Origin of the sequence: Bordetella sp. 15P40C-2 (assembly GCF_009763235.1) — a bacterium.
GTDB lineage: Bacteria > Pseudomonadota > Gammaproteobacteria > Burkholderiales > Burkholderiaceae_B > Bordetella_A.
Genome location: NZ_WSJA01000048.1, coordinates 1 through 23244, shown reverse-complemented (window position 1 = coordinate 23244; position 23244 = coordinate 1). Strand labels below are relative to the sequence as shown.

General features: G+C 59.9%; 18 protein-coding genes, 1 tRNA gene and 1 pseudogene. 4 read left to right on the top strand and 16 right to left on the bottom strand.

The genetic code is table 11. The features are described from left to right. The 5 genes from GOQ25_RS18095 to GOQ25_RS18075 form a co-directional block, all read right to left on the bottom strand. Positions 1 to 103: GTP-binding protein (locus tag GOQ25_RS18095; RefSeq protein ID WP_033456734.1), on the bottom strand; the 103-nt coding region annotated here is incomplete at its 3' end. An 83-nt stretch (positions 104 to 186) separates the two neighbouring features. Further along, positions 187 to 2289, bottom strand: coding sequence for an elongation factor G (gene fusA / locus GOQ25_RS18090; RefSeq protein ID WP_160351878.1), 2103 nt, complete (start codon positions 2287 to 2289; stop codon positions 187 to 189). A gap of 18 nt (positions 2290 to 2307) precedes the next feature. Beyond that, on the bottom strand, positions 2308 to 2778 hold the full coding sequence (gene rpsG, locus GOQ25_RS18085; protein ID WP_160351877.1) for a 30S ribosomal protein S7: 471 nt from the start codon (positions 2776 to 2778) through the stop codon (positions 2308 to 2310). A gap of 179 nt (positions 2779 to 2957) precedes the next feature. After that, positions 2958 to 3335: a 30S ribosomal protein S12 gene (gene rpsL, locus GOQ25_RS18080; protein ID WP_005017264.1), complete on the bottom strand. Its 378-nt coding sequence runs from the start codon at positions 3333 to 3335 to the stop codon at positions 2958 to 2960. 337 nt (positions 3336 to 3672) lie between these two features. Further along, positions 3673 to 4386 (bottom strand): response regulator transcription factor, encoded by a 714-nt coding sequence (locus GOQ25_RS18075; protein ID WP_160351876.1) that lies wholly within the window; start codon positions 4384 to 4386, stop codon positions 3673 to 3675. A 259-nt stretch (positions 4387 to 4645) separates the two neighbouring features. On the opposite strand from GOQ25_RS18075, the gene GOQ25_RS18070 reads away from it, so the two are divergent. From GOQ25_RS18070 to GOQ25_RS18060, 3 genes are all read left to right on the top strand, one after another. Beyond that, positions 4646 to 5350 carry a response regulator transcription factor gene (locus GOQ25_RS18070; protein WP_160351875.1) on the top strand — a complete coding sequence of 235 codons (705 nt, stop codon included), beginning with the start codon at positions 4646 to 4648 and terminating at the stop codon, positions 5348 to 5350. Positions 5351 to 5431: 81 nt separating this feature from the next. Next, positions 5432 to 6529, top strand: coding sequence for a FecR domain-containing protein (locus GOQ25_RS18065; protein WP_160351874.1), 1098 nt, complete (start codon positions 5432 to 5434; stop codon positions 6527 to 6529). Positions 6530 to 6552: 23 nt separating this feature from the next. Beyond that, positions 6553 to 8922: a CHASE2 domain-containing protein gene (locus GOQ25_RS18060; RefSeq protein ID WP_160351873.1), complete on the top strand. Its 2370-nt coding sequence runs from the start codon at positions 6553 to 6555 to the stop codon at positions 8920 to 8922. A gap of 40 nt (positions 8923 to 8962) precedes the next feature. On the opposite strand, the gene GOQ25_RS18055 is transcribed toward GOQ25_RS18060, so the two are convergent. Next, on the bottom strand, positions 8963 to 10192 hold the full coding sequence (locus tag GOQ25_RS18055; protein ID WP_160351872.1) for a serine/threonine-protein kinase: 1230 nt from the start codon (positions 10190 to 10192) through the stop codon (positions 8963 to 8965). Between the two features lie 253 nt (positions 10193 to 10445). On the opposite strand from GOQ25_RS18055, the gene GOQ25_RS18050 reads away from it, so the two are divergent. Beyond that, the gene (locus GOQ25_RS18050; protein ID WP_160351871.1) at positions 10446 to 10838 is read left to right on the top strand and encodes a TssQ family T6SS-associated lipoprotein; all 393 of its coding nucleotides are present in this window, start codon (positions 10446 to 10448) and stop codon (positions 10836 to 10838) included. 113 nt (positions 10839 to 10951) lie between these two features. On the opposite strand, the gene rpoC is transcribed toward GOQ25_RS18050, so the two are convergent. The 10 genes and pseudogenes from rpoC to GOQ25_RS18000 form a co-directional block, all read right to left on the bottom strand. Next, on the bottom strand, positions 10952 to 15199 hold the full coding sequence (rpoC, locus tag GOQ25_RS18045) for a DNA-directed RNA polymerase subunit beta' (RefSeq protein WP_160351870.1): 4248 nt from the start codon (positions 15197 to 15199) through the stop codon (positions 10952 to 10954). After that, complete coding sequence (rpoB, locus tag GOQ25_RS18040) at positions 15199 to 19311, bottom strand: DNA-directed RNA polymerase subunit beta (protein ID WP_160351869.1); 4113 nt, start codon at positions 19309 to 19311, stop codon at positions 15199 to 15201. The genes rpoC and rpoB overlap by 1 nt, the downstream gene beginning before the upstream one ends. Before the next feature lie 165 nt (positions 19312 to 19476). Beyond that, complete coding sequence (gene rplL / locus GOQ25_RS18035) at positions 19477 to 19857, bottom strand: 50S ribosomal protein L7/L12 (protein ID WP_006389590.1); 381 nt, start codon at positions 19855 to 19857, stop codon at positions 19477 to 19479. A gap of 76 nt (positions 19858 to 19933) precedes the next feature. After that, on the bottom strand, positions 19934 to 20458 hold the full coding sequence (rplJ, locus tag GOQ25_RS18030) for a 50S ribosomal protein L10 (protein WP_160351868.1): 525 nt from the start codon (positions 20456 to 20458) through the stop codon (positions 19934 to 19936). A 252-nt stretch (positions 20459 to 20710) separates the two neighbouring features. After that, positions 20711 to 21406 (bottom strand): 50S ribosomal protein L1, encoded by a 696-nt coding sequence (gene rplA, locus GOQ25_RS18025; RefSeq protein WP_160351867.1) that lies wholly within the window; start codon positions 21404 to 21406, stop codon positions 20711 to 20713. A 2-nt stretch (positions 21407 to 21408) separates the two neighbouring features. Then, positions 21409 to 21840, bottom strand: a complete 432-nt coding sequence (rplK, locus tag GOQ25_RS18020) for a 50S ribosomal protein L11 (RefSeq protein WP_160351866.1) — start codon at positions 21838 to 21840, stop codon at positions 21409 to 21411. A gap of 64 nt (positions 21841 to 21904) precedes the next feature. Beyond that, positions 21905 to 22438, bottom strand: coding sequence for a transcription termination/antitermination protein NusG (gene nusG / locus GOQ25_RS18015; RefSeq protein ID WP_160351865.1), 534 nt, complete (start codon positions 22436 to 22438; stop codon positions 21905 to 21907). A 10-nt stretch (positions 22439 to 22448) separates the two neighbouring features. Next, complete coding sequence (gene secE / locus GOQ25_RS18010; protein WP_160351864.1) at positions 22449 to 22829, bottom strand: preprotein translocase subunit SecE; 381 nt, start codon at positions 22827 to 22829, stop codon at positions 22449 to 22451. A gap of 114 nt (positions 22830 to 22943) precedes the next feature. Then, positions 22944 to 23019, bottom strand: a tRNA-Trp gene (locus GOQ25_RS18005). Between the two features lie 117 nt (positions 23020 to 23136). Beyond that, positions 23137 to 23244 (bottom strand): annotated as a pseudogene (locus GOQ25_RS18000) (elongation factor Tu); the annotation flags it as partial.

The window sequence follows — 23244 nt, the reverse complement described above, 5'->3', positions numbered from 1 at the left end:
CCGTCGTGATGGCTGCCGTCAACGTGGTTTTGCCGTGGTCAACGTGACCAATCGTACCCACGTTCACGTGCGGCTTGGTACGTTCAAACTTGCCTTTTGCCATGATCTCTATCCTTTGACTTTCAAGGAAACTGGGGTGATTGCCGCGCCTCGCGAGATAGTCGAGACGCGGCGACGGTATTTAAATTACTTCGCGCGAGCGGCGATGACTTCGTCAGCGACGTTCTTCGGAGCTTCGGAGTAGTGCTTGAACTCCATGGTGTACGTCGCACGGCCCTGCGTCAACGAACGCAGGTTGGTGGCGTAACCGAACATCTCGGCCAGCGGAACTTCGGCCTTGATGACCTTGCCACCGCCGACCATATCGTCCATACCTTGCACCATGCCACGACGCGAGGACAGATCGCCCATCACGGTACCGGCATAGTCTTCAGGCGTTTCGACTTCCACGGCCATCATGGGCTCGAGCAGCACGGGGCTGGCCTTGCGCATGCCTTCCTTAAAGGCCATCGAACCGGCCATCTTGAACGCGTTTTCGTTCGAGTCAACGTCGTGGTACGAACCGAAGAACAGCGTGACCTTGACGTCTACGACCGGGTAGCCGGCGACGACGCCCGAAGGCAGCGTTTCTTGGATACCCTTGTCAACGGCAGGAATGTATTCACGAGGAACCACACCGCCCTTGATGGCGTCGACGAACTCGTAACCACCGCCAGGAGGCAGGGGCTCGAGCTTGAGGACCACGTGACCGTACTGACCGCGACCGCCCGACTGCTTGACGAACTTGCCTTCGACTTCGTCGCAGGTCTTGCGGATGGTTTCGCGGTAAGCAACCTGGGGCTTGCCGACGTTGGCTTCCACGCCGAATTCGCGCTTCATGCGGTCAACCAGAATTTCCAGGTGCAGTTCGCCCATACCAGAAATAATGGTTTGGCCGGATTCTTCGTCGCTACGCACGCGGAACGACGGATCTTCCTGAGCCAGACGCGACAGCGCCAGACCCATCTTTTCCTGGTCAGCCTTCGACTTGGGTTCGACGGCCTGCGAAATCACGGGCTCGGGGAACTCCATGCGCTCGAGCAGGATGTGGGAGTCCGCATCGCACAGCGTTTCGCCGGTGGTCACGTCTTTCAGACCCACCACAGCGGCGATGTCGCCTGCCAGAACTTCCTTGATTTCTTCGCGGTTGTTCGCATGCATTTGCAGCAGACGGCCGACGCGTTCTTTCTTGCCCTTGATGGGGTTGTAGACCGTGTCGCCAGACTTCAGCACGCCCGAGTACACACGAACGAAGGTCAACTGACCCACGAACGGATCGCTCATCAGCTTGAATGCCAGAGCCGACATCTTTTCGCTGTCGTCAGCCTTACGCGACGTGGTCTCGCCATCGTCGGTTTGGCCTTGGACCGGCGGGATGTCGATCGGCGACGGCAGGTATTCGATGACCGCGTCCAACATGCGCTGCACGCCCTTGTTTTTGAAGGCGGTGCCGCACAGCATCGGCTGGATTTCACCAGCGATGGTGCGTTGGCGGATGGCCGCGTTGATCTCGGCCTCGTCCAGCGAACCGGTTTCGAGGTACTTGTTCATCAGTTCCTCGGTCGACTCGGCAGCGGCTTCGACCAGCTTTTCACGCCATTCGGTGGCCGTATCCACGAGTTCGGCCGGGATGTCGGCGTATTCGAACTTGGTGCCTTGGCTGGCTTCGTCCCAAATGATCGCCTTCATCTTGATCAGGTCGATAACACCCTTGAAGGTGTCTTCGGCGCCGATTGGGATCACAATGGGCACGGGGTTGGCGCGCAGACGCGTCTTCAGCTGGTCATAGACCTTGAAGAAGTTCGCGCCGGTACGGTCCATCTTGTTGACGAAGGCCAGACGGGGCACACCGTACTTATTAGCCTGACGCCACACCGTTTCGGACTGGGGCTGAACGCCACCCACGGCGCAGTACACCATGCAGGCGCCGTCGAGCACACGCATGGAACGTTCGACTTCAATGGTGAAGTCCACGTGCCCCGGGGTGTCGATGATGTTGATGCGGTGCTCAGGATAGTTCCCAGCCATGCCGCGCCAAAACGCCGTCGTTGCGGCCGAGGTGATGGTAATACCACGCTCTTGCTCTTGCTCCATCCAGTCCATGGTGGCTGCGCCATCATGCACTTCGCCAAGCTTGTGGTTGACGCCGGTGTAGAACAGGATACGTTCAGTGGTCGTGGTTTTCCCTGCATCGATGTGCGCAGAGATACCAATGTTGCGATAGCGCTCGATCGGGGTTTTGCGGGCCATGGTGGATTAGTCCTTAAATTACCAGCGGAAGTGGCTGAAGGCCTTGTTGGCCTCGGCCATCTTGTGGGTGTCTTCGCGTTTCTTCATTGCGGCGCCGCGGCCTTCCGCAGCGTCGATCAGTTCGCCAGCCAAACGCAGATCCATCGACTTTTCGCCGCGCTTCTTAGCGGCTTCACGCAGCCAACGCATTGCCAGGGCCAGGCGGCGCACGGGGCGCACTTCAACCGGCACTTGGTAGTTGGCACCGCCCACGCGGCGGCTCTTGACTTCGACGATCGGCTTGATGTTGTTGATCGCCAGGCTGAAAAGCTCAATCGGATCTTTACCGGTCTTGGCTTGCACTTGCTCGAGGGCACCGTAGACGATGCGCTCGGCGACGGCCTTCTTACCGTCCAGCATGACGACGTTCATGAACTTGGCGAGCTCGACGCTACCGAACTTGGGATCGGGCAGAATCTCGCGCTTGGGTACTTCGCGACGACGGGGCATTTTGCTTCCTTGTGTCTATTCAGTTGAACCGGGGGTTATTCGCCCGGCCATGGCCATCCAGATGAGATGACCCCTTACGTGCCGCGCACCTTCCTAAAGCTGAGGCTGGCGCGGTTGCACTTAACTGGCGACGCTTACGCGCGACCAGGGGAACTACTAGTACTGCTACGAACGAGGCCTTAGGCCTTCTTCGGGCGCTTGGCGCCGTACTTCGAACGAGCCTGCTTACGGTCTTTGACGCCTTGCAGGTCGAGCGAACCACGAACGATGTGGTAACGCACACCCGGCAAATCCTTCACACGGCCGCCACGCACCAGAACCACCGAGTGCTCCTGCAGGTTGTGGCCTTCACCGCCGATGTACGAAATAACTTCGTAGCCGTTGGTGAGACGAACCTTTGCGACTTTACGCAGAGCGGAGTTCGGCTTCTTGGGGGTGGTGGTGTACACGCGGGTGCACACGCCGCGACGTTGCGGGCAGTTTTCGAGCGCGGGGCTCTTGCTCTTGATGATGCTGACTTCGCGCGGCTTGCGCACGAGCTGGCTAATGGTAGGCATGACCTTTGAAATCCCTTTTACGTACCACTGGTAAGTACTGTTGTACTCGTATCCTTGACGCATCGTCCCCGGGGTCTGTCCCTGAGAGCCGGTACACCTTGGAGAGGCAGTTCACGCAAAACCGCCTCAAACGTTCCATACGTAAAAGAGCGGGTCTTGCAGACAAAACGCACAAAGCCAGCCAAGCGTGGATGGCAGCCTTTATGCGCAAATAAAGCAGTAAGCCCGTCAGCATAACCGAGAAGCGACGGGGTGTCAAAGTATTTAATGCGAAAGTCAGACCGGGTGCAGCGCGCCGACGCGTGGTCACGCGTTGCACCGAAAATCGCGCTTTAGGCTACTGATCAGCGAACAGATAGCCGCTGCCGTAGACCGTGCGGATGGGCAGATTGACGCCCGCCAGTTCGCCCTTTCGGCGCAACCGGCTGATGATCACGTCGATACTGCGTGAACCGTTGGCGCGGGTCGCCGATTCGTCCAGATGCTTGGTCAGGTCCGAGCGGGGAACTGCCTGGCCGGCGGCCTCGAGCAAGCAGCGCACGATATGCCGCTCGTTGGCGGACAGAGAGATCGCCACGCCGGTGGGCGTCATCAAGGTCCAGTTTTGATCGCGCAGTTCCCAGCTGCCCGAGTGACTCTGAGTCGCCGACGCCTCGGTTTTGACGCCAGGGTTGGCGGCCCGGCCCGGGAGCCGCCGCGCCAGGGCCATCAACACGCCCACGAGTTCGCGGGGATCGATCGGCTGCATCAAGCAAACATCGGCGCCGCCTTGCAGGCAGCGCAGACGGTTTTCGACTTGCAAATTCGTCCCGACCACCACAATACCCAGACTGGGAGAGGTGCGCAGCCGCGAGACCAGCGCGTAACCGATTTCTTCTAGTTCGCCGATATCCAGAACAACCGCATCATAGTCACCGTCGCCCAACAAACTAAACATTTCAGGCGGTGTAGCGCAAACTTGTGCGGAGATACCAGCTTGCTGCATTGCAGCGCCGGCCCTGCCCTGCATGGCTTCGTCCGGCATCATGAGGAGTACTTTCAATTGCTTCATAGTTTCCCAGGCCTCCTTGGACTATACCGTCCCCAATGACCTCTGCAGACTGACAAGAATGTTGACAGTGTGACGCCTTATTTCAGCAAGTGCCAGTAAATATTCGTCAAGTTTGCAGGGGTGAAAAGTCGTGTTGAGGTATTCGCAGAGCGATAGAACTCCCAGGGTATTATTGCGCCATGCCCCGCGCGCGCAGCGTGGCGCGCCGCTCGAACGTCAGAACAATGAATTCAAGTGCTTTGACCTCTCACTTAACACTATGCAGATAGCTTCGCTTGAAGACGACCTGAATCAAGCTCAGCTTATTCAGCAGGTACTTGTAGCAGCCGGGTACACTTGCCACAGCTATCAGCGCGGGCGTGATCTTATTGCGGCACTACGCAGCAAAACGTTTGATTTGATTTTGCTGGACTGGCAGGTGCCGGACATTGCCGGGGATCAGGTACTGCGGCACATCCGCGGAACACTGGGCTTGCAGACGCCTGTCATCTTCTTGACCAGCCGTACACTCGAGGCCGAGCTTGTTCAAGGGCTGGAGGCAGGGGCCGACGACTACATCGGCAAACCGCTGCGCCCCGCCGAGCTCGTGGCGCGTATCGGTGCGCTCTTGCGGCGGGTAAAGGCGACGCCGCCCGTCCAGGAGCCGTTTGCGGTGGCCTCCTATCGTATCAACCCCCTAGACCGCACCATTATGTTGGGTGGCGAGGTGATCGCGCTGGCACCAAAGGAATTCGAGCTGGCGCAACTTTTTTTCCGCAATGTCGGGCGTCTGCTGTCGCGTGACGTGCTGGCGGAAAGCGTCTGGAACCGGGAAATCCCCGCCACCTCCCGTACGCTGGATACGCATCTTTCCAACGTCCGTCAAAAGCTGCGCCTACACCCCGACAACGGCGTGCGCTTGACTTCGTCATACGCACTGGGCTATCGGCTCGAATTGACCGACCGCGGCGCCACGGCGTCGTGACACCCGACTTCTGCGGTACGCCTGCCCCCGCATGCACCCCGCTGCGGGGCACCTCTTTTATTTTGCTGGAGAACGCACGACATGATTAGGCGCAACTTTCGCCTGCTCGCCGGTTGCATGGCCCTCGCGTATGCGCCGTTTGGACACGCTCAGCCCGCCGGCGCGCTGGGCGATGATTTTGTTTATCGCATACGCCCCGCCGACACGCTGATCGATCTTGCCTCAAGATACACGGGCGATGGCGCCAATTGGGTCACGCTACAGAAGCTCAACAGAGTCGAAGACCCGCAAAAGCTCGCCATTGGCTTGGCGCTGCACATCCCTTTCTCCCTGATCCCGGTCGTCCCTGCTCCCCTCACCGCCATCCATGTAAGCGGCAGCACGCAGATGGACGGGAAGCCTTTACGCGCGGGAATGTCCGTGCCTGAGGGAGCCACCATCATCACGGAATCCGACGGCTTTGCAACGTTGGACTTTGCGGATGGGACCCGCCTGAGTCTGCCCAACAACAGCACCGCCCGAGTCGATCGCACGCAAAAGTTCAAGAACGCGGGGCTGATCGATTCCGTGGTGAGCGTGCAAAATGGCGAGGTCGATTCCGAGGTGGCCCCCACGGGCCAAGGCGTAGGCCGTTTTGAGATCCGTACGCCAGTGACGATCGTGGGCGTGCGCGGCACTCGCTTTCGACTGCAAGCGACCGGGACCGGCGCACAGAGCGAAGTGTTGCACGGGAAGGTCGACATGAGCGCGGGTGCAGGCGGCTCCGCGCCACCCGTGGCAGTGGCCGGGGGTCAGGGCGCGGCGGTAGACGTCCACGGTCAAATACAAGTGCACACACTGCCGCCCGCCCCTATTGTGACACCGCCGCAGCGCGGCGCTTCCGGACAATGGGTCGCGCGGGTGACGCCTGTCCCGGGTGCGGTCGCTTACCTGGTGAGAATTTCGCGGGACCCGAAGGGGCTCGAGGTGTTTACTTCGGAGCGATTCGAGGGTGAAGAAGTCCGACTTGTGGCGCGTCGGCCGGGCACCCACTATGCCTCGATCCGCGCGCTGAATGCAGCGGGCCTCGGCGGCTATGACACCGTTCTCAGTTTCGAAGGGGCCAGCCCCCTGATGTCCGGTTCGGGTCACCCCGTGCTGCTAAGCGACGGCGCAATAGTTACACTGAATAACTATTAACAAAACCTATCGGTGCCCGGACCATGTGGACCAGCGCAGTGGACACCCCGCGTGAAAACTCCCCCTCTCGTTGGCTGCTGCGTCTCGCGCTTATTGCGTTCGCCCTGGCATTGGGGTGGCTCGATGGCCTGGGAAGAGTCGATCAGCTCATTTATGATCGTGCCCTGTCACTGGTAAAAAGGCCGGTTCCCAAGGATGTGGTGCTTGTCGCCATCGACGATCAGGCGATCGATGAGCTGGGTCGATGGCCATGGCATAGGGCGTTGCATGCACAGCTGCTAGATCGTCTGCACGGCGCACGCGCGGTGGGGTTGGATATCGTTTTTTCCGAACCCGACGCGCGGCATCCGCAGGACGACCAACTGCTTAGCGAAGCCATCAAGCGGCATGGCCGCGTGGTGTTGCCCATTGTCCTGGACGAGGTCCACGCCCCAACGCGCGCCGACCTTCCTCTCGCGTCGCTCGCGCAGTCGGCGGCGGGTCTGGGATTCATCAACGTGGACCCCGATGACGACGGGATACTTCGACGCGCGGACTGGACCACCGTCGACAGCCACGATCAGCCTTGGCGCAGATTTGCCCTAGCGCTGCTCGAGGTGGGGGGAGACAGCGACCGTGTGGAGCGCTTCCTGAAGCGCGTCCCTTCGGATGGAAAGTTGCTGATCCCTTTTGCGGGGCCGCCCGGCCATTTTCAAACGGTGTCCTACTTGAGCGTCTTACGAGGAGAAGTCCCGCCTGAGGTGTTCAAGGACAAGTATGTCGTGGTGGGCGCATGGGCGACTGGGCTTGGCGATACGATACCAACGCCCGTATCGCATGATACAAACGGAATGTCAGGCATAGAGATTATTGGCAATCTGCTGCAGTCCGCACACCAGAATCTGGTGGTATGGCGCGCGCCACCGTGGATGTCGGCGTTATTCAGCGCCCTGCCCGTTCTACTGTTGGGAATGGCTCTGCCCAGACTTTCGCCAAGACAAGCCTTTCTTTGCAGCCTGGCCTTTTTGGGACTAGTGCTGATCAGCGCGATCGCCACGCTGCGTTTCGCCGACATCTGGATTCCACCCCTAGCGGGCTTGATTGGTGTGGCGGTGAGTTACCCGATCTGGAGTTGGCGTAGCCAGGAGGCGGCCCTGCGCTACATGACCCGCGAGATGAAGCGTCTTCGCATCGAGTATCCGCCGGTCTATGAAGAGACGGCCCCGCCACCCGTGCAGCGCATCGGCCGTTCATTGGATCAGCATGTCCAGGAACTCGATCGCACGCTCACGCACGTGCGCAACTTGCGCCGTTTCGTTGCCGATGGGCTGGACGGGATGCCCGATGCGACCATGGTGCTGGATCAGAATGGCCGTCTGCAGTATCGCAACCACTCTGCGGCCACTTACTTCGCTGAGCTTGGGATCCGACCGCCGCGGATCGGGCAGACCGTCGAGCCCGCGCTGGTTCAAGCATTCGAGGCGCCCCGCGCACAGGAGCAAATCGCGCAGGCGCTGCGCCGGGGAACGCATCGAACGCCCGCGCATGAAGCGGTCGAGGGGGAAATCGAGGGCGAGTTCGCGCGCCACGGCGGCATCGAAGTCCGCGATCGTGCCGACCACGATTTGCTGATTCGATGTCTGCCGTTTCGCACGGCGCGAGGTGCCTTTGCCGGCACGGTCGTGACGATCAGCGATATCAGCGCCGTCCGCCGGGCGGAACGGCAGCGCGAGCAAATGCTTCAGTTCATATCGCACGACATGCGGGCGCCGCAAAATTCGATTCTGGCCTTGGTCGAACTGCACCGACAGCACCATCCCGCCACGGATGCTCAGGGCGATGTGCTGGGCCGTATCGCCCATCTGGCTAACCGCACGCTGGGATTGGTCGACAGCTTTGTTGAATTGACGCGTGCCGAGTCGATGCGCATTGCCTGCGAACGGGTCGATCTGGCTGCCGTGTTGCATGAAGTGGTGGATGATTTTTGGGCGGCCGCGCAGTCCCGGCGAGTTTTGCTGCAATGGCAGTCCTGCCCCACCATCGCCATGACTTATGGCGACGGATCGCTCATTACGCGGGCCGTGTGCAACCTGTTGGGGAATGCCATCAAGTACAGCCCAGATGGCAGCACGGTAGCGCTACGTCTGACGGCCAAAGGCACGATGTGGCACATCGATATCGAAGACGCGGGCCCCGGCATCTCGCCACAAGACCAGGAAATGCTGTTCGAGCCGTTTTTTCGATCTGCAGCGGCCAGAGAGTCCAATAGCGAAGGCTCGGGCCTTGGGCTGGCATTCGTCCAAACCATCGCGCACCGCCATAACGGCCGCGTGGCCGTAAAAAGCGAGCTCGGCAAAGGCTCTCGGTTCACCCTATGTCTGCCTATAGCGCTCGAAGACGAGATCGACCACTAACAAGGGGCGGACTTGTCGCTGCGGCGCAAACGCCTGTGGATCAGCGAAACGTGTGCGAGAGCACGGCCGGCGTGCCGGGCTTGACGACCAGCGTCGTGTGAAACGGGGGTTGCGCGCTATTGCGTATGGTCACCGCATGCGTGCCGGGCCGAAGCATGACGGTCTTCAATGGCGGGGTAACCCCTCGCGAGACGCCATCGATGAAAATTTCACCCCAAGGCCGCACATTGATGCTCACCTTCACTAGCGCGGGCGTTTTGCGTTCGGCTTTCGCGGGCGGTTGAACCCGATCGTCCGGGGTAATGTGGGATGCCACAAGGTCTACATCAGGGACGTCCGACGAGGCGGCCGTTGCAGGCCTTTGCGTCGCGCTGTCGGTCTGCGGTGCGGCTGTCGCTGGATAGGGGCCCATGCCGTGACCCCCACTCGCCGATGTCGCGGCAACGGAAGACAGTGCTGCTGGCTTACCAGCGTTGTCAACACGCTGGGAATGGGTGATGACCGACGGAGATCGCGCACCCATACGGCCCCACCAGTAGGCGGCCGCGGCCACAGCTCCCAAGAGCAGCAAACCCAGCAAAATGAAAGTACGCCAGACGTTACGGTGCAGCGACTGTTGAACGACCAATGTGCCCGCCGGCGTGCCCGGCGCGTCCATGGGAATTCCAACGGTATCAGGGCGCCGCGCAAAAAGCGGCATCGTTAACGATTCGGCGTAGGCTTGAATGCTTTGCGGCCGATCCAGCGGATGCAAGGACATCCCGGCGTCGATAGCGCGCAGAAAGTCCGGCGAGTAGCGGTCTAGCCCCAGCGACGACAGCGGTTGATAATGGTCCTCGATCACACGCTGCTCGGCAGGCGGCGGGCGTTCCCCGGCGACTAGCGAATAAACCACCGCACTCAGGCCGTAAACATCCGTCCATGGCCCGCGCGGCCAGTCGGGCGATTCGGTAAAGAGCTCGAAGGCGGCATAGCCGGAAGTGAACGTCAATCCGTGCTCGCCTCTTACCCGCGGGATATCCAGGGCAAGAAGATGCGCTTGACCGGTTTCGTCTAGTCCCACGGAATGCACGGAGATGTCGCCGCAGATGCGGCCCTCGCGATGCAAGGCGTCCAGCACCGGCATGAGCTCGACGAGGATACGTTCGATGCGATGCTGCGGCACGCCGCCAGATTGGGTGGCGGCGATGGCGCTCAGGGGTCGATGCGCGATGGGAGCTGCGCCGACAAACGGACTGCGCGCGGTGTGAAAGCCCGGGGAAGAATCCATGAAGACAGCGTTAGAAGATGACACATTCTACGCTAACCGAGGGATTAGCCCGTGATCGGCCAGCGCGGACGAGGCCTGCACGTGCACGAGGTTGCCAGTGACGCCGCAACTTTCTCGCCAAGGCGGCTTTCCGCGCGTTCGATGCACGACCTGCTCGGAGGGGATATTATCTGATGGTGTCCCTGTGGGCGTTTCACAATCGATACGCGCGGTACAGGATGTGACCCTCAACATTATCGACTTAGGCAAACTCATGAACGTTCGTGCTTTCTTGCCCGTTGCAGCTTGCGTGCTCGCGTTATTGAGCGGATGCGCAGGTCTGACGATCGCAGAGGCGCCGCCCTCCCAGGCGGCCCAAGATGCGCTTGCTCATGTCCACGAGCAATATTCAGCGGGGCAATACGGCGCGGTCATACGTTCGGTCGCGACTTCGAATGCGATTCAAAGCGCACCGGACTCGCTGCGCATCGAAGCCTACAAACTTCAAGCCTTCAGCTACTGTGTGCGCGACTATCCGCAGCTGTGCGAAGAAACCTTCATGCGCATCTTGCAGATCGATTCGGATTTCACACTGGCGCCAGCCGAGGCGGGTCACCCGCAGTGGGGGCCGGTGTTCAATGCGGCTAAAGCGAAAGCTGGCCGCTGACCCCGGTAACGATTAAAGCCTCGCACAAATAAAAAGGCCGCTGAAATCTCAGCGGCCTTTTTCGTTGAGTCAACCCGGCGGGACATTGCCCCGCCAGTTGCCTCGGTACTGCCTTACTGCTGCGTATCGTCCTGCGCGCTCGGAGGCGTCTCGTCGTGCGTTCCACCGATATCCACGGTGGCCGGCGTATCCTCGAAAGGATTGGCCAGCTGACGTGCGGCTTCGCGCTCGGCGGCTTCCAGGGCTTCCTTGTCCTTGCGGGCAAGGTGGTAAGCCAAACCGGTACCAGCGGGGATCAGACGACCCACGATCACGTTTTCCTTCAGACCACGCAGATCGTCGCGCTTGCCCATGATGGCGGCTTCGGTCAGAACACGCGTGGTTTCCTGGAACGAAGCGGCCGAGATGAACGAGTCGGTCGACAGCGAGGCCTTGGTAATACCGAGCAGCACGTTGTCGTAGGTCGCCGGACGCTTGCCTTCGGCGATCACGCGATCGTTTTCGTTCAAGAGTTCCGAACGCTCGACCTGTTCACCCGGGATGAACTCGGTATCGCCAGCATCGACGATGTTCACGCGACGCAGCATCTGACGAACAATCACTTCGATGTGCTTGTCGTTGATCTTCACGCCTTGCAGACGGTAGACGTCCTGCACTTCGTCGACGATGTAGGTCGCCAGCTTCTCGATACCTTGCAAGCGCAGAATGTCGTGCGGATCGGCCGGCCCGTCCACGATCATTTCGCCCTTGTTCACCACCTGGCCGTCGTGCACCAGCACCTGTTTTTCCTTCGGAATCAGGAACTCGTGGCTCACGCCTTCCAGGTCGGTGATGACCAGACGCTGCTTACCCTTGGTGTCCTTACCAAACGACACGGTACCCGTGACATCGGCGAGCATGCCGGCATCCTTGGGCGAACGCGCTTCGAACAGTTCGGCCACACGCGGCAGACCGCCGGTAATGTCGCGGGTCTTTTGCGATTCTTGAGGAATACGCGCCAGAACTTCACCCACGGCAACCTGCTGACCATCGCGCACCGTAATCAGTGCGCCCACCGGGAACGAAATGTTCACCGAGTGATCGGTGCCGGCGATCTTGACGTCTTCGCCGTTTTCGTTGACCAGCTTGATCTGCGGACGCATAACGATCTTGCCGCTACGCGTCTTGGGCGTGATCACGACCAGCGTGGACAGACCGGTGATTTCGTCGACCTGCTTGGCAACGGTCACGCCTTCTTCGATGTTCTCGAAGCGCACCGCACCGCTGTACTCGGACACGATCGGACGGGTCAGCGGATCCCAGGTCGCCAGACGGGTACCGGCCTTGACGGCTTCGCCGTCGCCGACCAGTACGGTGGCGCCGTACGGGATCTTGTGACGTTCGCGTTCGCGACCGTTATCGTCGTAAATCGCCAGTTCGCCCGAACGCGAGATGGCCACCCGTTCGCCCTTGGCGTTGGTGACGTAACGCATCGTGCTGGTAAAGCCGACCTTACCGTTGGACTTGGTTTCCACGGCGCTGGCCAAAGCCGAACGCGATGCCGCACCACCGATGTGGAACGTACGCATCGTGAGCTGAGTACCCGGTTCACCGATGGACTGAGCCGCGATAACACCGACGGCTTCACCCACGTTGACGTGCGAGCCACGGCCCAGATCGCGGCCATAGCAATGCGCGCACAGACCGTGACGCGTTTCGCAAGTCAGCGGCGTACGGACCTTGACTTCGTCCACACCGATACGATCGATCAGATCGACCAGATCTTCGTCCAGCAGCGTGCCGGCGGCGATCGCGGTTTCCTGCGTATCCGGGTTGACGATGTCGACGGCTGCCACACGGCCGAGGATACGGTCGCGCAACGGTTCGATGACTTCACCGCCCTCGACCAAGGCCTTCATGGAATAGCCCAGGCTGGTGCCGCAATCTTCTTCACGGATCACCAGATCCTGCGTCACATCGACGAGACGACGAGTCAGGTAACCCGAGTTAGCCGTCTTCAGTGCGGTATCGGCCAAGCCTTTACGCGCACCGTGAGTCGAGATGAAGTACTGCAGAACGTTCAGGCCTTCGCGGAAGTTCGCGGTAATCGGCGTCTCGATAATCGAGCCGTCCGGCTTGGCCATCAGGCCGCGCATACCGGCCAACTGACGGATCTGTGCCGCCGAACCCCGTGCACCGGAGTCCGCCATCATGTAGATCGAGTTGAAGGATTCCTGGCGGACTTCCTCGCCGTGACGGTTGATCACGGGTTCGGTTGCCAATTGCTCCATCATCGCCTTGCCGACCTTATCGGAGGCCTTACCCCAGATGTCCACCACGTTGTTGTAGCGTTCTTGGGACGTGACCAGACCCGACGAGTACTGCTTGTCGATTTCCTTCACTTCGCGGCTGGCTTCGGCCAGGATGGCTTCCTTGGCCTTCGGGATCAGCATGTCTTCCATCGCGATGGAGATACCACCACGGGTAGCCAGACGGAAACCGGACTGCATCAGCTTGTCGGCGAAGATCACGGTGTCGCGCAGGCCGCAACGGCGGAACGACTGGTTGATCAGACGCGAGATTTCTTTTTTCTTCAGCGCCTTGTTCAGCACGCTAAAGGGCAGGCCCTTGGGCAGAATCTCGGACAGCAGCGCACGGCCGACCGTCGTCTCATGACGACGGACGACGGGTTGGAATTCACCGTTCTCGTCGCGCTCGTATTCGTTCAAGCGCACGGTGATACGCGTCTGCAGCTCGACTTCGCCGTTGTCATACGCGCGCTGGACTTCGGCCACATCGGTAAAGAAGATGCCTTCGCCCTTGCCGTTGATACGCTCACGGGTCGTGTAGTACAGACCCAGCACGATATCCTGCGACGGCACGATCGACGGTTCACCGTTAGCCGGGAACAGCACGTTGTTCGAGGCCAGCATCAGGGTACGGGCTTCGAGCTGGGCTTCGAGCGACAGCGGCACGTGAACGGCCATCTGGTCACCGTCGAAGTCGGCGTTAAACGCCGCGCAAACCAGCGGGTGCAGCTGGATGGCTTTACCTTCGATCAGCACCGGTTCGAATGCCTGAATACCCAGACGGTGCAGCGTCGGCGCACGGTTGAGCATCACCGGGTGTTCGCGGATGACCTCTTCGAGAATGTCCCACACCACCGGCTCTTGGCTTTCCACCAGTTTCTTGGCGGCCTTGATGGTCGTGGCCAGGCCCATCATCTCCAGACGATTGAAGATGAACGGCTTGAACAGTTCCAAAGCCATCAGCTTGGGCAGACCGCACTGATGCAGCTTGAGCTGCGGACCCACCACGATGACCGAACGGCCCGAGTAGTCCACGCGCTTACCGAGCAAGTTCTGACGGAAGCGACCGCTCTTACCCTTGATCATGTCGGCCAGCGACTTGAGCTGACGCTTGTTAGCGCCCGTCATGGCCTTGCCGCGACGACCGTTATCGAGCAGCGAGTCGACGGCCTCTTGCAGCATGCGCTTTTCGTTGCGCAGGATGATCTCGGGCGCCTTCAGTTCGAGCAAGCGCTTCAGACGGTTGTTGCGGTTGATCACGCGACGGTACAGATCGTTCAGATCCGAGGTCGCGAAACGGCCGCCGTCCAGCGGCACGAGCGGACGCAGATCCGGCGGCAGCACCGGCAGCACTTCCATGACCATCCAGTCGGGCTTGATGCCCGACTTCTGGAAGCCCTCGAGGACCTTCAGACGCTTGGAGATCTTCTTGATCTTGGCTTCGGAGCTGGTGGCCTTCAGTTCGCCGCGCAGCGTTTCGACTTCGCGATCGATGTCGATCGTGCGCAGCAGTTCGCGCACGGCTTCCGCGCCCATCAGGGCGGTGAAGTCGTCACCGTATTCCTCGGTCTTGGCGAGGAAGTCGTCGTCGGACATGATCTGACCGCGCTTGAGCGGGGTCATGCCAGGTTCGATCACGCACCAGGCTTCGAAATAGAGCACGCGCTCGATGTCGCGCAGCGTCATGTCGAGCACCATACCCAGGCGCGACGGCAGGCTCTTCAGGAACCAGATGTGCGCAACCGGGCTGGCCAGCTCGATGTGGCCCATGCGCTCACGGCGCACCTTGGCCACGGTCACTTCCACGCCGCACTTCTCGCAGATCACGCCGCGATGCTTCAGGCGCTTGTACTTACCGCACAAGCACTCGTAGTCCTTGATCGGGCCGAAGATCTTCGAGCAGAACAGACCATCACGCTCGGGCTTGAACGTGCGGTAGTTGATCGTCTCGGGCTTGCGGACTTCGCCATAAGACCACGAACGAATTTTCTCGGGCGACGCGATGCCGATCTTGATGGCATCAAACTGCTCGTCTTGCGAGACTTGTTTGAATAGGTCGAGTAGCGCTTTCATTAGTTACGCTCCAAATCCATGTCCAGGGCCAACGAGCGGATTTCCTTGACCAGCACGTTGAACGATTCCGGCATACCGGCATCGATGACGTGATCGCCCTTGACGATGTTTTCGTATACCTTGGTGCGGCCCGTAATGTCGTCGGACTTCACCGTCAGCATTTCTTGCAGGGTGTAGGCGGCGCCGTAAGCTTCCAGCGCCCACACTTCCATCTCCCCGAAACGCTGGCCACCGAACTGCGCCTTACCACCCAGCGGTTGCTGAGTCACCAGCGAGTACGGACCAGTCGAACGGGCGTGCATCTTGTCGTCGACCAAGTGATGCAGCTTCAGGTAGTGCATGTAGCCCACGGTCACCGGACGCTCGAACTGCTCGCCGGTACGGCCGTCAACCAACCAGGCCTGAGCACGCGAGGGCGTCAGGTTCATGCGCTTGGCGACCTCATCGGGGTAAGCCAATTCCAGCATCTGGGTGATTTCTTCTTCCGTGGCACCGTCGAACACCGGCGTCGCGAACGGCACGCCGTTCTTCAGGTTACGCGCCAGCTCCATGACTTCGTCATCTGTCAGCGTTTCGATGTGTGCCGGGGTACCGGTGGTGTTGTACACCTTCTCCAGATAGGCACGCACTTCCTTGACCTGCACGTTCTGTTCGTCACGCAGCATGTCGGCGATACGTTGACCCAGACCCTTCGCGGCCCAGCCCAAGTGAACCTCGAGCACCTGCCCGACGTTCATCCGCGACGGCACGCCCAGCGGGTTCAGCACGATGTCGGCGGGGGTACCGTCGGCCATGTGCGGCATGTCTTCCACCGGGGTGATGCGCGAGACCACGCCCTTGTTACCGTGACGGCCGGCCATCTTGTCACCAGGCTGCAGACGACGCTTGACGGCCAGGTAGACCTTGATCATCTTCAGCACGCCCGGGGGCAATTCGTCGCCTTGCGTGAGCTTCTTGCGCTTTTCTTCGAACGCGAGATCGAATTGATGGCGCTTCTGCTCCAGCGATTCCTTGGCCTGCTCGAGCACGACAGCGTGAGGCTCATCGGCCAGACGAATGTCGAACCACTGCCAGCGGTCCAGATCAGCCAGGTATTCCTTGGTGATCGTGGCGCCCTTGGCGAGCTTGCGAGGACCGCCGTTGACGGTCTTGCCAACCAGCAGCTTCTCGAGACGATCGAACTGGTCGTTTTCGACGATACGCAGCTGGTCGTTCAGGTCTTGGCGATAGCGGCGCAGTTCATCGTCGATGATGGACTGAGCGCGCTTGTCGCGCACGATGCCTTCACGCGTGAAGACCTGCACGTCGATCACTGTGCCGACCATGCCCGAGGGCACGCGCAGCGAGGTGTCTTTAACGTCGGAGGCTTTCTCGCCGAAGATGGCGCGCAGCAGTTTTTCTTCCGGCGTGAGCTGGGTTTCGCCCTTGGGCGTGACTTTACCCACCAGCACGTCGTCGGCCGTGACTTCGGCGCCGATGTACACGATGCCGGAATCATCCAGACGGTTCAGTTGCGTCTCAGCCAGGTTGCTGATGTCGCGCGTGATTTCCTCAGGTCCGAGCTTCGTGTCACGAGCAACGACCGTCAATTCCTCGATGTGCACCGAGGTATAGCGATCATCGGCCACGACCTTCTCAGAGATCAAGATCGAGTCTTCGAAGTTGTAGCCGTTCCACGGCATGAACGCGATCAGCATGTTCTGACCCAGCGCCAATTCGCCCAGGTCGGTCGATGCGCCGTCAGCCAGCACGTCACCCTTGGCCACACGATCACCACGCGCCACGATGGGGCGTTGGTTGATGTTGGTGTTCTGGTTGGAACGGGTGTACTTGATCAGGTTGTAGATGTCGACGCCGACTTCGCCCACGACGTTTTCGTCGTCGTTGACGCGAATCACGACACGCTCGGCATCCACATGGTCAACCACGCCGCCACGCAGGGCTTGCACGGTCGTGCCCGAGTCAACCGCCACCGTACGCTCGATCCCGGTGCCCACGACGGGCTTCTCGGGACGCAAGCAAGGCACGGCCTGACGTTGCATGTTGGCGCCCATCAGTGCACGGTTGGCGTCATCGTGCTCCAGGAACGGAATCAGCGATGCCGCGACCGACACGATCTGCGACGGCGCCACGTCCATGTAGTGCACGTTGGCGGGCGAGGTCAGCATGGTTTCGCCAGCTTCGCGGCAAGCCACCAGGTCGTCGATGAATCGGCCTTCTTCGTCCAGCGCGGCGTTAGCCTGTGCGATGACGTAGTTGCTTTCTTCGATGGCCGACAGGTAATCGATTTGATCGCTCACCTTGCCGTCCACGATGCGACGATAAGGCGTTTCCAGGAAGCCGTACTCGTTCAGACGAGCGTACAGCGCCATGGAGTTGATCAGACCGATGTTCGGACCTTCCGGCGTTTCGATCGGGCACACACGACCGTAGTGCGTCGGATGCACGTCACGGACTTCGAAGCCCGCGCGCTCGCGCGTCAGACCGCCCGGGCCCAGTGCGGAAACACGACGCTTGTGCGTGATTTCCGACAGCGGGTTGGTTTGGTCCATGAACTGCGACAGCTGGCTCGAACCGAAGAACTCCTTGATCGCGGCCGAAATCGGCTTGGAGTTGATCAGGTCGTGCGGCATCAGGTTTTCGGTCTCGGCCTGGCCCAGACGTTCCTTGACGGCGCGCTCGACACGCACGAGACCGGCGCGGAACTGGTTTTCGGCCAGTTCGCCCACACAGCGCACGCGACGATTGCCCAAGTGATCGATATCGTCGATCTGGCCACGGCCGTTACGCAGCTCGACCAGAACCTTGATGGTTTCGAGGATGTCCTCGTCGGTCAGCGTCATGGGGCCGGAGGTGTCTTCACCACGGCCCAGACGGCTGTTGACCTTCATACGGCCAACGCGCGACAGATCGTACGTTTCTTCGCTGTAGAACAGACGTTGGAACAAGGCCTCGACGGCGTCCTCGGTGGGAGGCTCGCCAGGACGCATCATGCGATAGATCGCCACACGCGCGGCCATCTGGTCGGCGGTTTCGTCGGTACGCAGCGTTTGCGAGATGTAGGGACCACGATCCAGGTCGTTCGTGTAGAGCGTCTGGAATTCAAGGATGTTGGCCGCACGCAGCGCGCTCAACACGCTCTCGGTGATTTCGTCATTGGCATGCGCCACGACTTCACCGGTGTCCGGATCGACCACGTTCTTGGCCAGCACGCGGCCGTACAGGAACTCTTCCGGCACGGAGATGCGCTGGATACCGGCGTTAGCCATATCGCGCAGGTGCTTGGCGTTGATACGCTTGTCTTTTTCGACAATGACTTCGCCATCACGGTTGGTGATGTCAAAGCGGGCCATTTCGCCCTTCCAGCGCTCGGGCACGAATTCGATCATGCCGCCTTCGCTCTTCAACTCGAAGTTGTCGAAGTCGAAGAAGTGCGCCAGGATCGATTCCGGCGTCATGCCGATGGCCTTGAGCAGAATCGTGACCGGCATCTTGCGACGACGGTCGACACGGAAGAACAGAATGTCCTTGGGATCGAATTCAAAGTCGAGCCACGAACCGCGGTAAGGAATCACGCGGGCCGAGAACAGCAACTTGCCCGAGCTGTGCGTCTTGCCACGGTCGTGCTCGAAGAACACGCCCGGCGAACGGTGCAGCTGGGACACGATGACACGTTCCGTGCCATTGATCACGAAAGAACCCGTGCCCGTCATGAGCGGAATTTCGCCCATGTAGACTTCTTGTTCTTTCACTTCCTTGATGGTGGGCTTGCTGACTTCGCGATCCAGCAGCACCAGACGCACCTTGGCGCGCAATGGTGATGCATAGGTCAGACCGCGCTGTTGGCATTCCTTAACGTCAAACACCGGCTCGCCCAGCACATAGCTGACGAATTCCAAGCGCGCCATTCCGTTATGGCTGACAATCGGGAAAATCGACGAAAACGCCGCCTGCAGACCTTCGTTTACGCGCTCAGCGGGCGCGGTTTCGGCTTGCAGGAAAGTTAGGTAGGATTGAAGCTGGGTCGCCAGCAGATACGGTACGCTTTGAACGTCTTCACGCTTGGCGAAGCTTTTGCGGATGCGCTTTTTTTCGGTGTACGAGTAAGGCATGAGCACTCCGACTCGAGGGGTTGCATGGGCCGTCAACCACGGCCCCAGGTGATACGACTCCAGAAAACCCCACTGTAAAGGTTGCCCTGACAGTAGGGGTTTCCTGGAAACGCAAAAGCCCGGGGACGGCAAACTACACTGTCCCCGGGCAGATGACGCAAGGTATTACTTAACTTCGACCTTGGCGCCAGCTTCTTCCAGCTTCTTCTTGGCGGCTTCGGCGTCAGCCTTGGCAACGCCTTCCTTGACGGGCTTCGGAGCGCCGTCAACCAGGTCCTTAGCTTCCTTCAGACCCAGGCCGGTCAGTTCACGCACGGCCTTGATGACGGACACCTTGTTGGCGCCGGCTTCAGCCAGCACAACGGTGAACTCGGTTTGCTCTTCAGCAGCGGCAGCAGCGCCACCAGCGGCGGGAGCAGCCACAGCCACAGCGGCGGCAGCAGCCGACACGCCGAACTTCTCTTCCATTTCCTTGATCAGCTCGGACAGTTCGAGCACGGTCATGCCAGCGATGGCGTCAAGGATTTCAGCTTTGTTAAGTGCCATTTTTCAGAACTCCAGAATTGGATAAATGCCAGGTTGGTTGTCGCTCGGTCGTACAGCGAGTTCCGTAAGGGGTGGCTTACGCCGCCGCCTTTTGGTCGCGCACGGCAGCCAGGCCGCGAGCAAACTTGGTGGGAACTTCGTTGAGCGTACGCACGAATTGCGCGATCGGGGCTTGCATGGTGCCCAGCAGTTTCGAGAGCAACTCTTCGCGCGAGGGCATGGTGGCCAGAGCCTTCACACCTTCTTGGTTCAGCAAGTTGTTGGGCAGTGCGCCCGCCTTGATGACCAGCTTGTCGTTGCTTTTCGCGAAACCGGCGAGGACCTTGGCCGCCGCAACCGGATCAGCGCTGATACCATAGATCAGCGGACCGGTGAGCTGTTCCGACAGCGGCTCGAAAGCCGTGCCAGCGACAGCGCGACGGACCAGCGTGTTCTTCAGAACACGCAGGTAAACGCCCGATTCACGCGCAGTTTTGCGCAGTACGGTGACAGAGGCGACGTCCAGACCACGATACTCGGCGATAACAATCGATTGGGCCTTGGCGACTTCGGCCGAGACTTCCTCGATTACTACCGCTTTCTCTTGACGATTGAGACTCACGGTTTGAACACTCCATCAAAAGACGCCTGGGGCCGGGTGGCCTTGCGCGTCAACCGAATGCGGCGCCTGGGTTGAGTTCTTTAGGTAAAGAATTCTTCCTGGGGACGCCGTCTACGCTGGATCCGGACTAGGTGAGCTCCGGGATTAAGCGGGGCCAGGCATTACAGCCGACCAGGCCCTGCTCCAGCGGTCTTTGACAGCAACATCCGAGAAATCCGGATGCAGCCCAAAGTACGTTTGTGCTTGCAGCGATTAGGCTGCGAGCGAAGCTACTTCTACGCGAGCGCCGCCACCCATGGTGGACGAAACGGCGACCTTACGCAGATAGATACCCTTGGCGGCAGCGGGACGAGCCTTTTGCAGGGCGTCGACCAGAGCAGCCAAGTTGCTTTGCAACTGTTCCACGCCGAACGAGGCGCGGCCGATGGTGGCGTGAATGATGCCAGCCTTGTCGGTACGGTACTGAACCTGACCGGCCTTGGCGTTCTTCACAGCGGTCACGACATCGGGGGTCACGGTGCCAACCTTGGGGTTCGGCATCAGGCCACGGGGACCCAGAACCTGACCCAGGGCGCCCACGACACGCATCGTGTCGGGCGAGGCAATGACCACGTCGAAATCGATCTGGCCACCCTTGATACGCTCAGCCAGGTCGTCCAGGCCAACGATGTCGGCGCCAGCGGCACGAGCGGCTTCAGCCTTGTCGCCTTGGGCGAACACGGCCACGCGCACGGACTTACCAGTACCGGCGGGCAACACAACCGAGCCACGAACCAGCTGGTCGGATTTTTTGGGGTCGATGCCCAACTGCACAGCCACGTCGATCGATTCATCGAACTTGGCGGTCGCGGTTTCCTTGACCAGGGTCAGGGCTTCAGCAACGGGATACAGTTTGGTGCGATCGATCTTTTGAGCGATTGCGGCGGCGCGCTTGGAGAGTTTTGCCATGATTAGACCCCTTCAACCGTGATGCCCATGCTGCGGGCGCTACCAGCGATCGTGCGGACAGCTGCATCCAGATCGGCAGCGGTCAGATCGGGTTCTTTGGTCTTGGCGATTTCTTCAGCTTGAGCACGCGTCAGCGTACCGACCTTGTCGGTATGCGGCTTGGACGAACCCTTTTGAATGCCGGCAGCCTTCTTGATCAGGATAGTCGCCGGAGGCGTCTTCATGATGAAGGTGAAGCTCTTGTCGGCGAAAGCGGTGATCACCACCGGAATCGGCAGACCAGGCTCCATGCCTTGGGTCTTGGCGTTGAACGCCTTGCAGAATTCCATGATGTTCAGGCCACGCTGACCCAGGGCCGGGCCAATCGGGGGGGAGGGATTAGCCTTACCAGCTGGGACTTGCAGCTTGATAAAGCCGACGATCTTCTTCGCCATGCTTTGCTCCTTGCGGGTTCAAACGCCCATCACGTGATGCGATGGACTCCCCGGGGTTAAAGAATCAGGTCTTTTCGACCTGGCTAAAATCCAGCTCGACCGGCGTCGCGCGACCAAAAATGGTGACCGACACACGGACCTTGCTTTTCTCGTAGTTGACTTCTTCGACGCTGCCATTGAAGTCCGCGAAGGGGCCTTCTTTGACACGCACCATTTCGCCAACTTCGAAGAGAATCTTGGGACGAGGTTTCTCGACGCCCTCTTCCATTTGGGAGAGGATCTTCTCGACTTCCTTTTCGGAAATCGGCGTAGGACGGTTACCCGAACCACCCAGGAAGCCGGTGACACGGTTGGTGTTTTTCACCAAGTGCCAGGTTTCGTCGGTCAGGTCCATCTCAACCAGGACGTAGCCCGGGAAAATACGACGCTCGGTGATCGATTTTTGACCACCCTTGACTTCGACGACTTCTTCCGAGGGAACCAGGATGCGACCGAAAGACGTCTGCAAGCCCGCGCGCTCGATACGCTCGTTCAGGGCTTTGTGGACGCTTTTTTCCATGCCTGAATACACATGGACGACATACCAGCGCTTACTCATTCGGCGTCCCTTATTTCCAGCCCAGCAACAGGCCGTAGAGTATCCATTCGATGCCCTTATCGAGCACCCACATTAGCAACCCCATCACCGCGACGAAGGCAAACACAATGCCTGTCATCTGGGTGGTTTCCTTGCGCGAAGGCCAGGTTACGCGCTTGGCTTCGTTAAACGCTTCGCCGGCAAAACTGATCGTGCGACGGCCGGGTTCACTGGACCAGGCGATCAGGGCAGCAATTACCAGGCCACCGACAAATACGCCGATTCGGGCGACCATGGGCTGTGCGCTGAGCACCGAGAAGCCCACGATGCCAGCAATGATAACGAGCACCGCCAACGCAAGCTTGACGCGGTCGGCAGTGCTGGTTACGGTTTCTACGCTGGTATTAGACATTTTGCGACGCAAGTCGGCCATGTAAGCACGACTGACGATGATCTCCCGGCGGGTTTAAGAGCGAGCGGGGGTTGAAACAAACAAGACCAAGTTCGCCCCGACTGACGGGAAACCTGGCAGGGGCAGTAGGAATCGAACCTACAACCTTCGGTTTTGGAGACCGACGCTCTGCCAATTGAGCTATACCCCTAGAACTCTTGCGAGTGATGTATGGCTACTCGCGCAACCATACATAATACTACTTTTTTGACGAAGATGGGAAGCGGACCCAGAGGGTCGGCTTCCCCGTACTGCCTGACCGCCGAAATTAGGCGATGATCTTAGCGACGACGCCGGCGCCGACGGTACGACCGCCTTCACGGATGGCGAAACGCAGACCTTCTTCCATGGCGATCGGAGCCAACAGCTTGACGCT

Bases quoted from the DNA above. Each gene is read 5' to 3' on its own strand.
- fusA (WP_160351878.1), bottom strand. From the start codon at position 2,289: ATGGCCCGCAAAACCCCGATCGAGCGCTATCGCAACATTGGTATCTCT.
- rpsG (WP_160351877.1), bottom strand. From the start codon at position 2,778: ATGCCCCGTCGTCGCGAAGTACCCAAGCGCGAGATTCTGCCCGATCCC.
- rpsL (WP_005017264.1), bottom strand. From the start codon at position 3,335: ATGCCTACCATTAGCCAGCTCGTGCGCAAGCCGCGCGAAGTCAGCATC.
- GOQ25_RS18075 (WP_160351876.1), bottom strand. From the start codon at position 4,386: ATGAAGCAATTGAAAGTACTCCTCATGATGCCGGACGAAGCCATGCAG.
- GOQ25_RS18070 (WP_160351875.1), top strand. From the start codon at position 4,646: ATGCAGATAGCTTCGCTTGAAGACGACCTGAATCAAGCTCAGCTTATT.
- GOQ25_RS18065 (WP_160351874.1), top strand. From the start codon at position 5,432: ATGATTAGGCGCAACTTTCGCCTGCTCGCCGGTTGCATGGCCCTCGCG.
- GOQ25_RS18060 (WP_160351873.1), top strand. From the start codon at position 6,553: ATGTGGACCAGCGCAGTGGACACCCCGCGTGAAAACTCCCCCTCTCGT.
- GOQ25_RS18055 (WP_160351872.1), bottom strand. From the start codon at position 10,192: ATGGATTCTTCCCCGGGCTTTCACACCGCGCGCAGTCCGTTTGTCGGC.
- GOQ25_RS18050 (WP_160351871.1), top strand. From the start codon at position 10,446: ATGAACGTTCGTGCTTTCTTGCCCGTTGCAGCTTGCGTGCTCGCGTTA.
- rpoC (WP_160351870.1), bottom strand. From the start codon at position 15,199: ATGAAAGCGCTACTCGACCTATTCAAACAAGTCTCGCAAGACGAGCAG.
- rpoB (WP_160351869.1), bottom strand. From the start codon at position 19,311: ATGCCTTACTCGTACACCGAAAAAAAGCGCATCCGCAAAAGCTTCGCC.
- rplL (WP_006389590.1), bottom strand. From the start codon at position 19,857: ATGGCACTTAACAAAGCTGAAATCCTTGACGCCATCGCTGGCATGACC.
- rplA (WP_160351867.1), bottom strand. From the start codon at position 21,406: ATGGCAAAACTCTCCAAGCGCGCCGCCGCAATCGCTCAAAAGATCGAT.
- rplK (WP_160351866.1), bottom strand. From the start codon at position 21,840: ATGGCGAAGAAGATCGTCGGCTTTATCAAGCTGCAAGTCCCAGCTGGT.
- nusG (WP_160351865.1), bottom strand. From the start codon at position 22,438: ATGAGTAAGCGCTGGTATGTCGTCCATGTGTATTCAGGCATGGAAAAA.
- secE (WP_160351864.1), bottom strand. From the start codon at position 22,829: ATGTCTAATACCAGCGTAGAAACCGTAACCAGCACTGCCGACCGCGTC.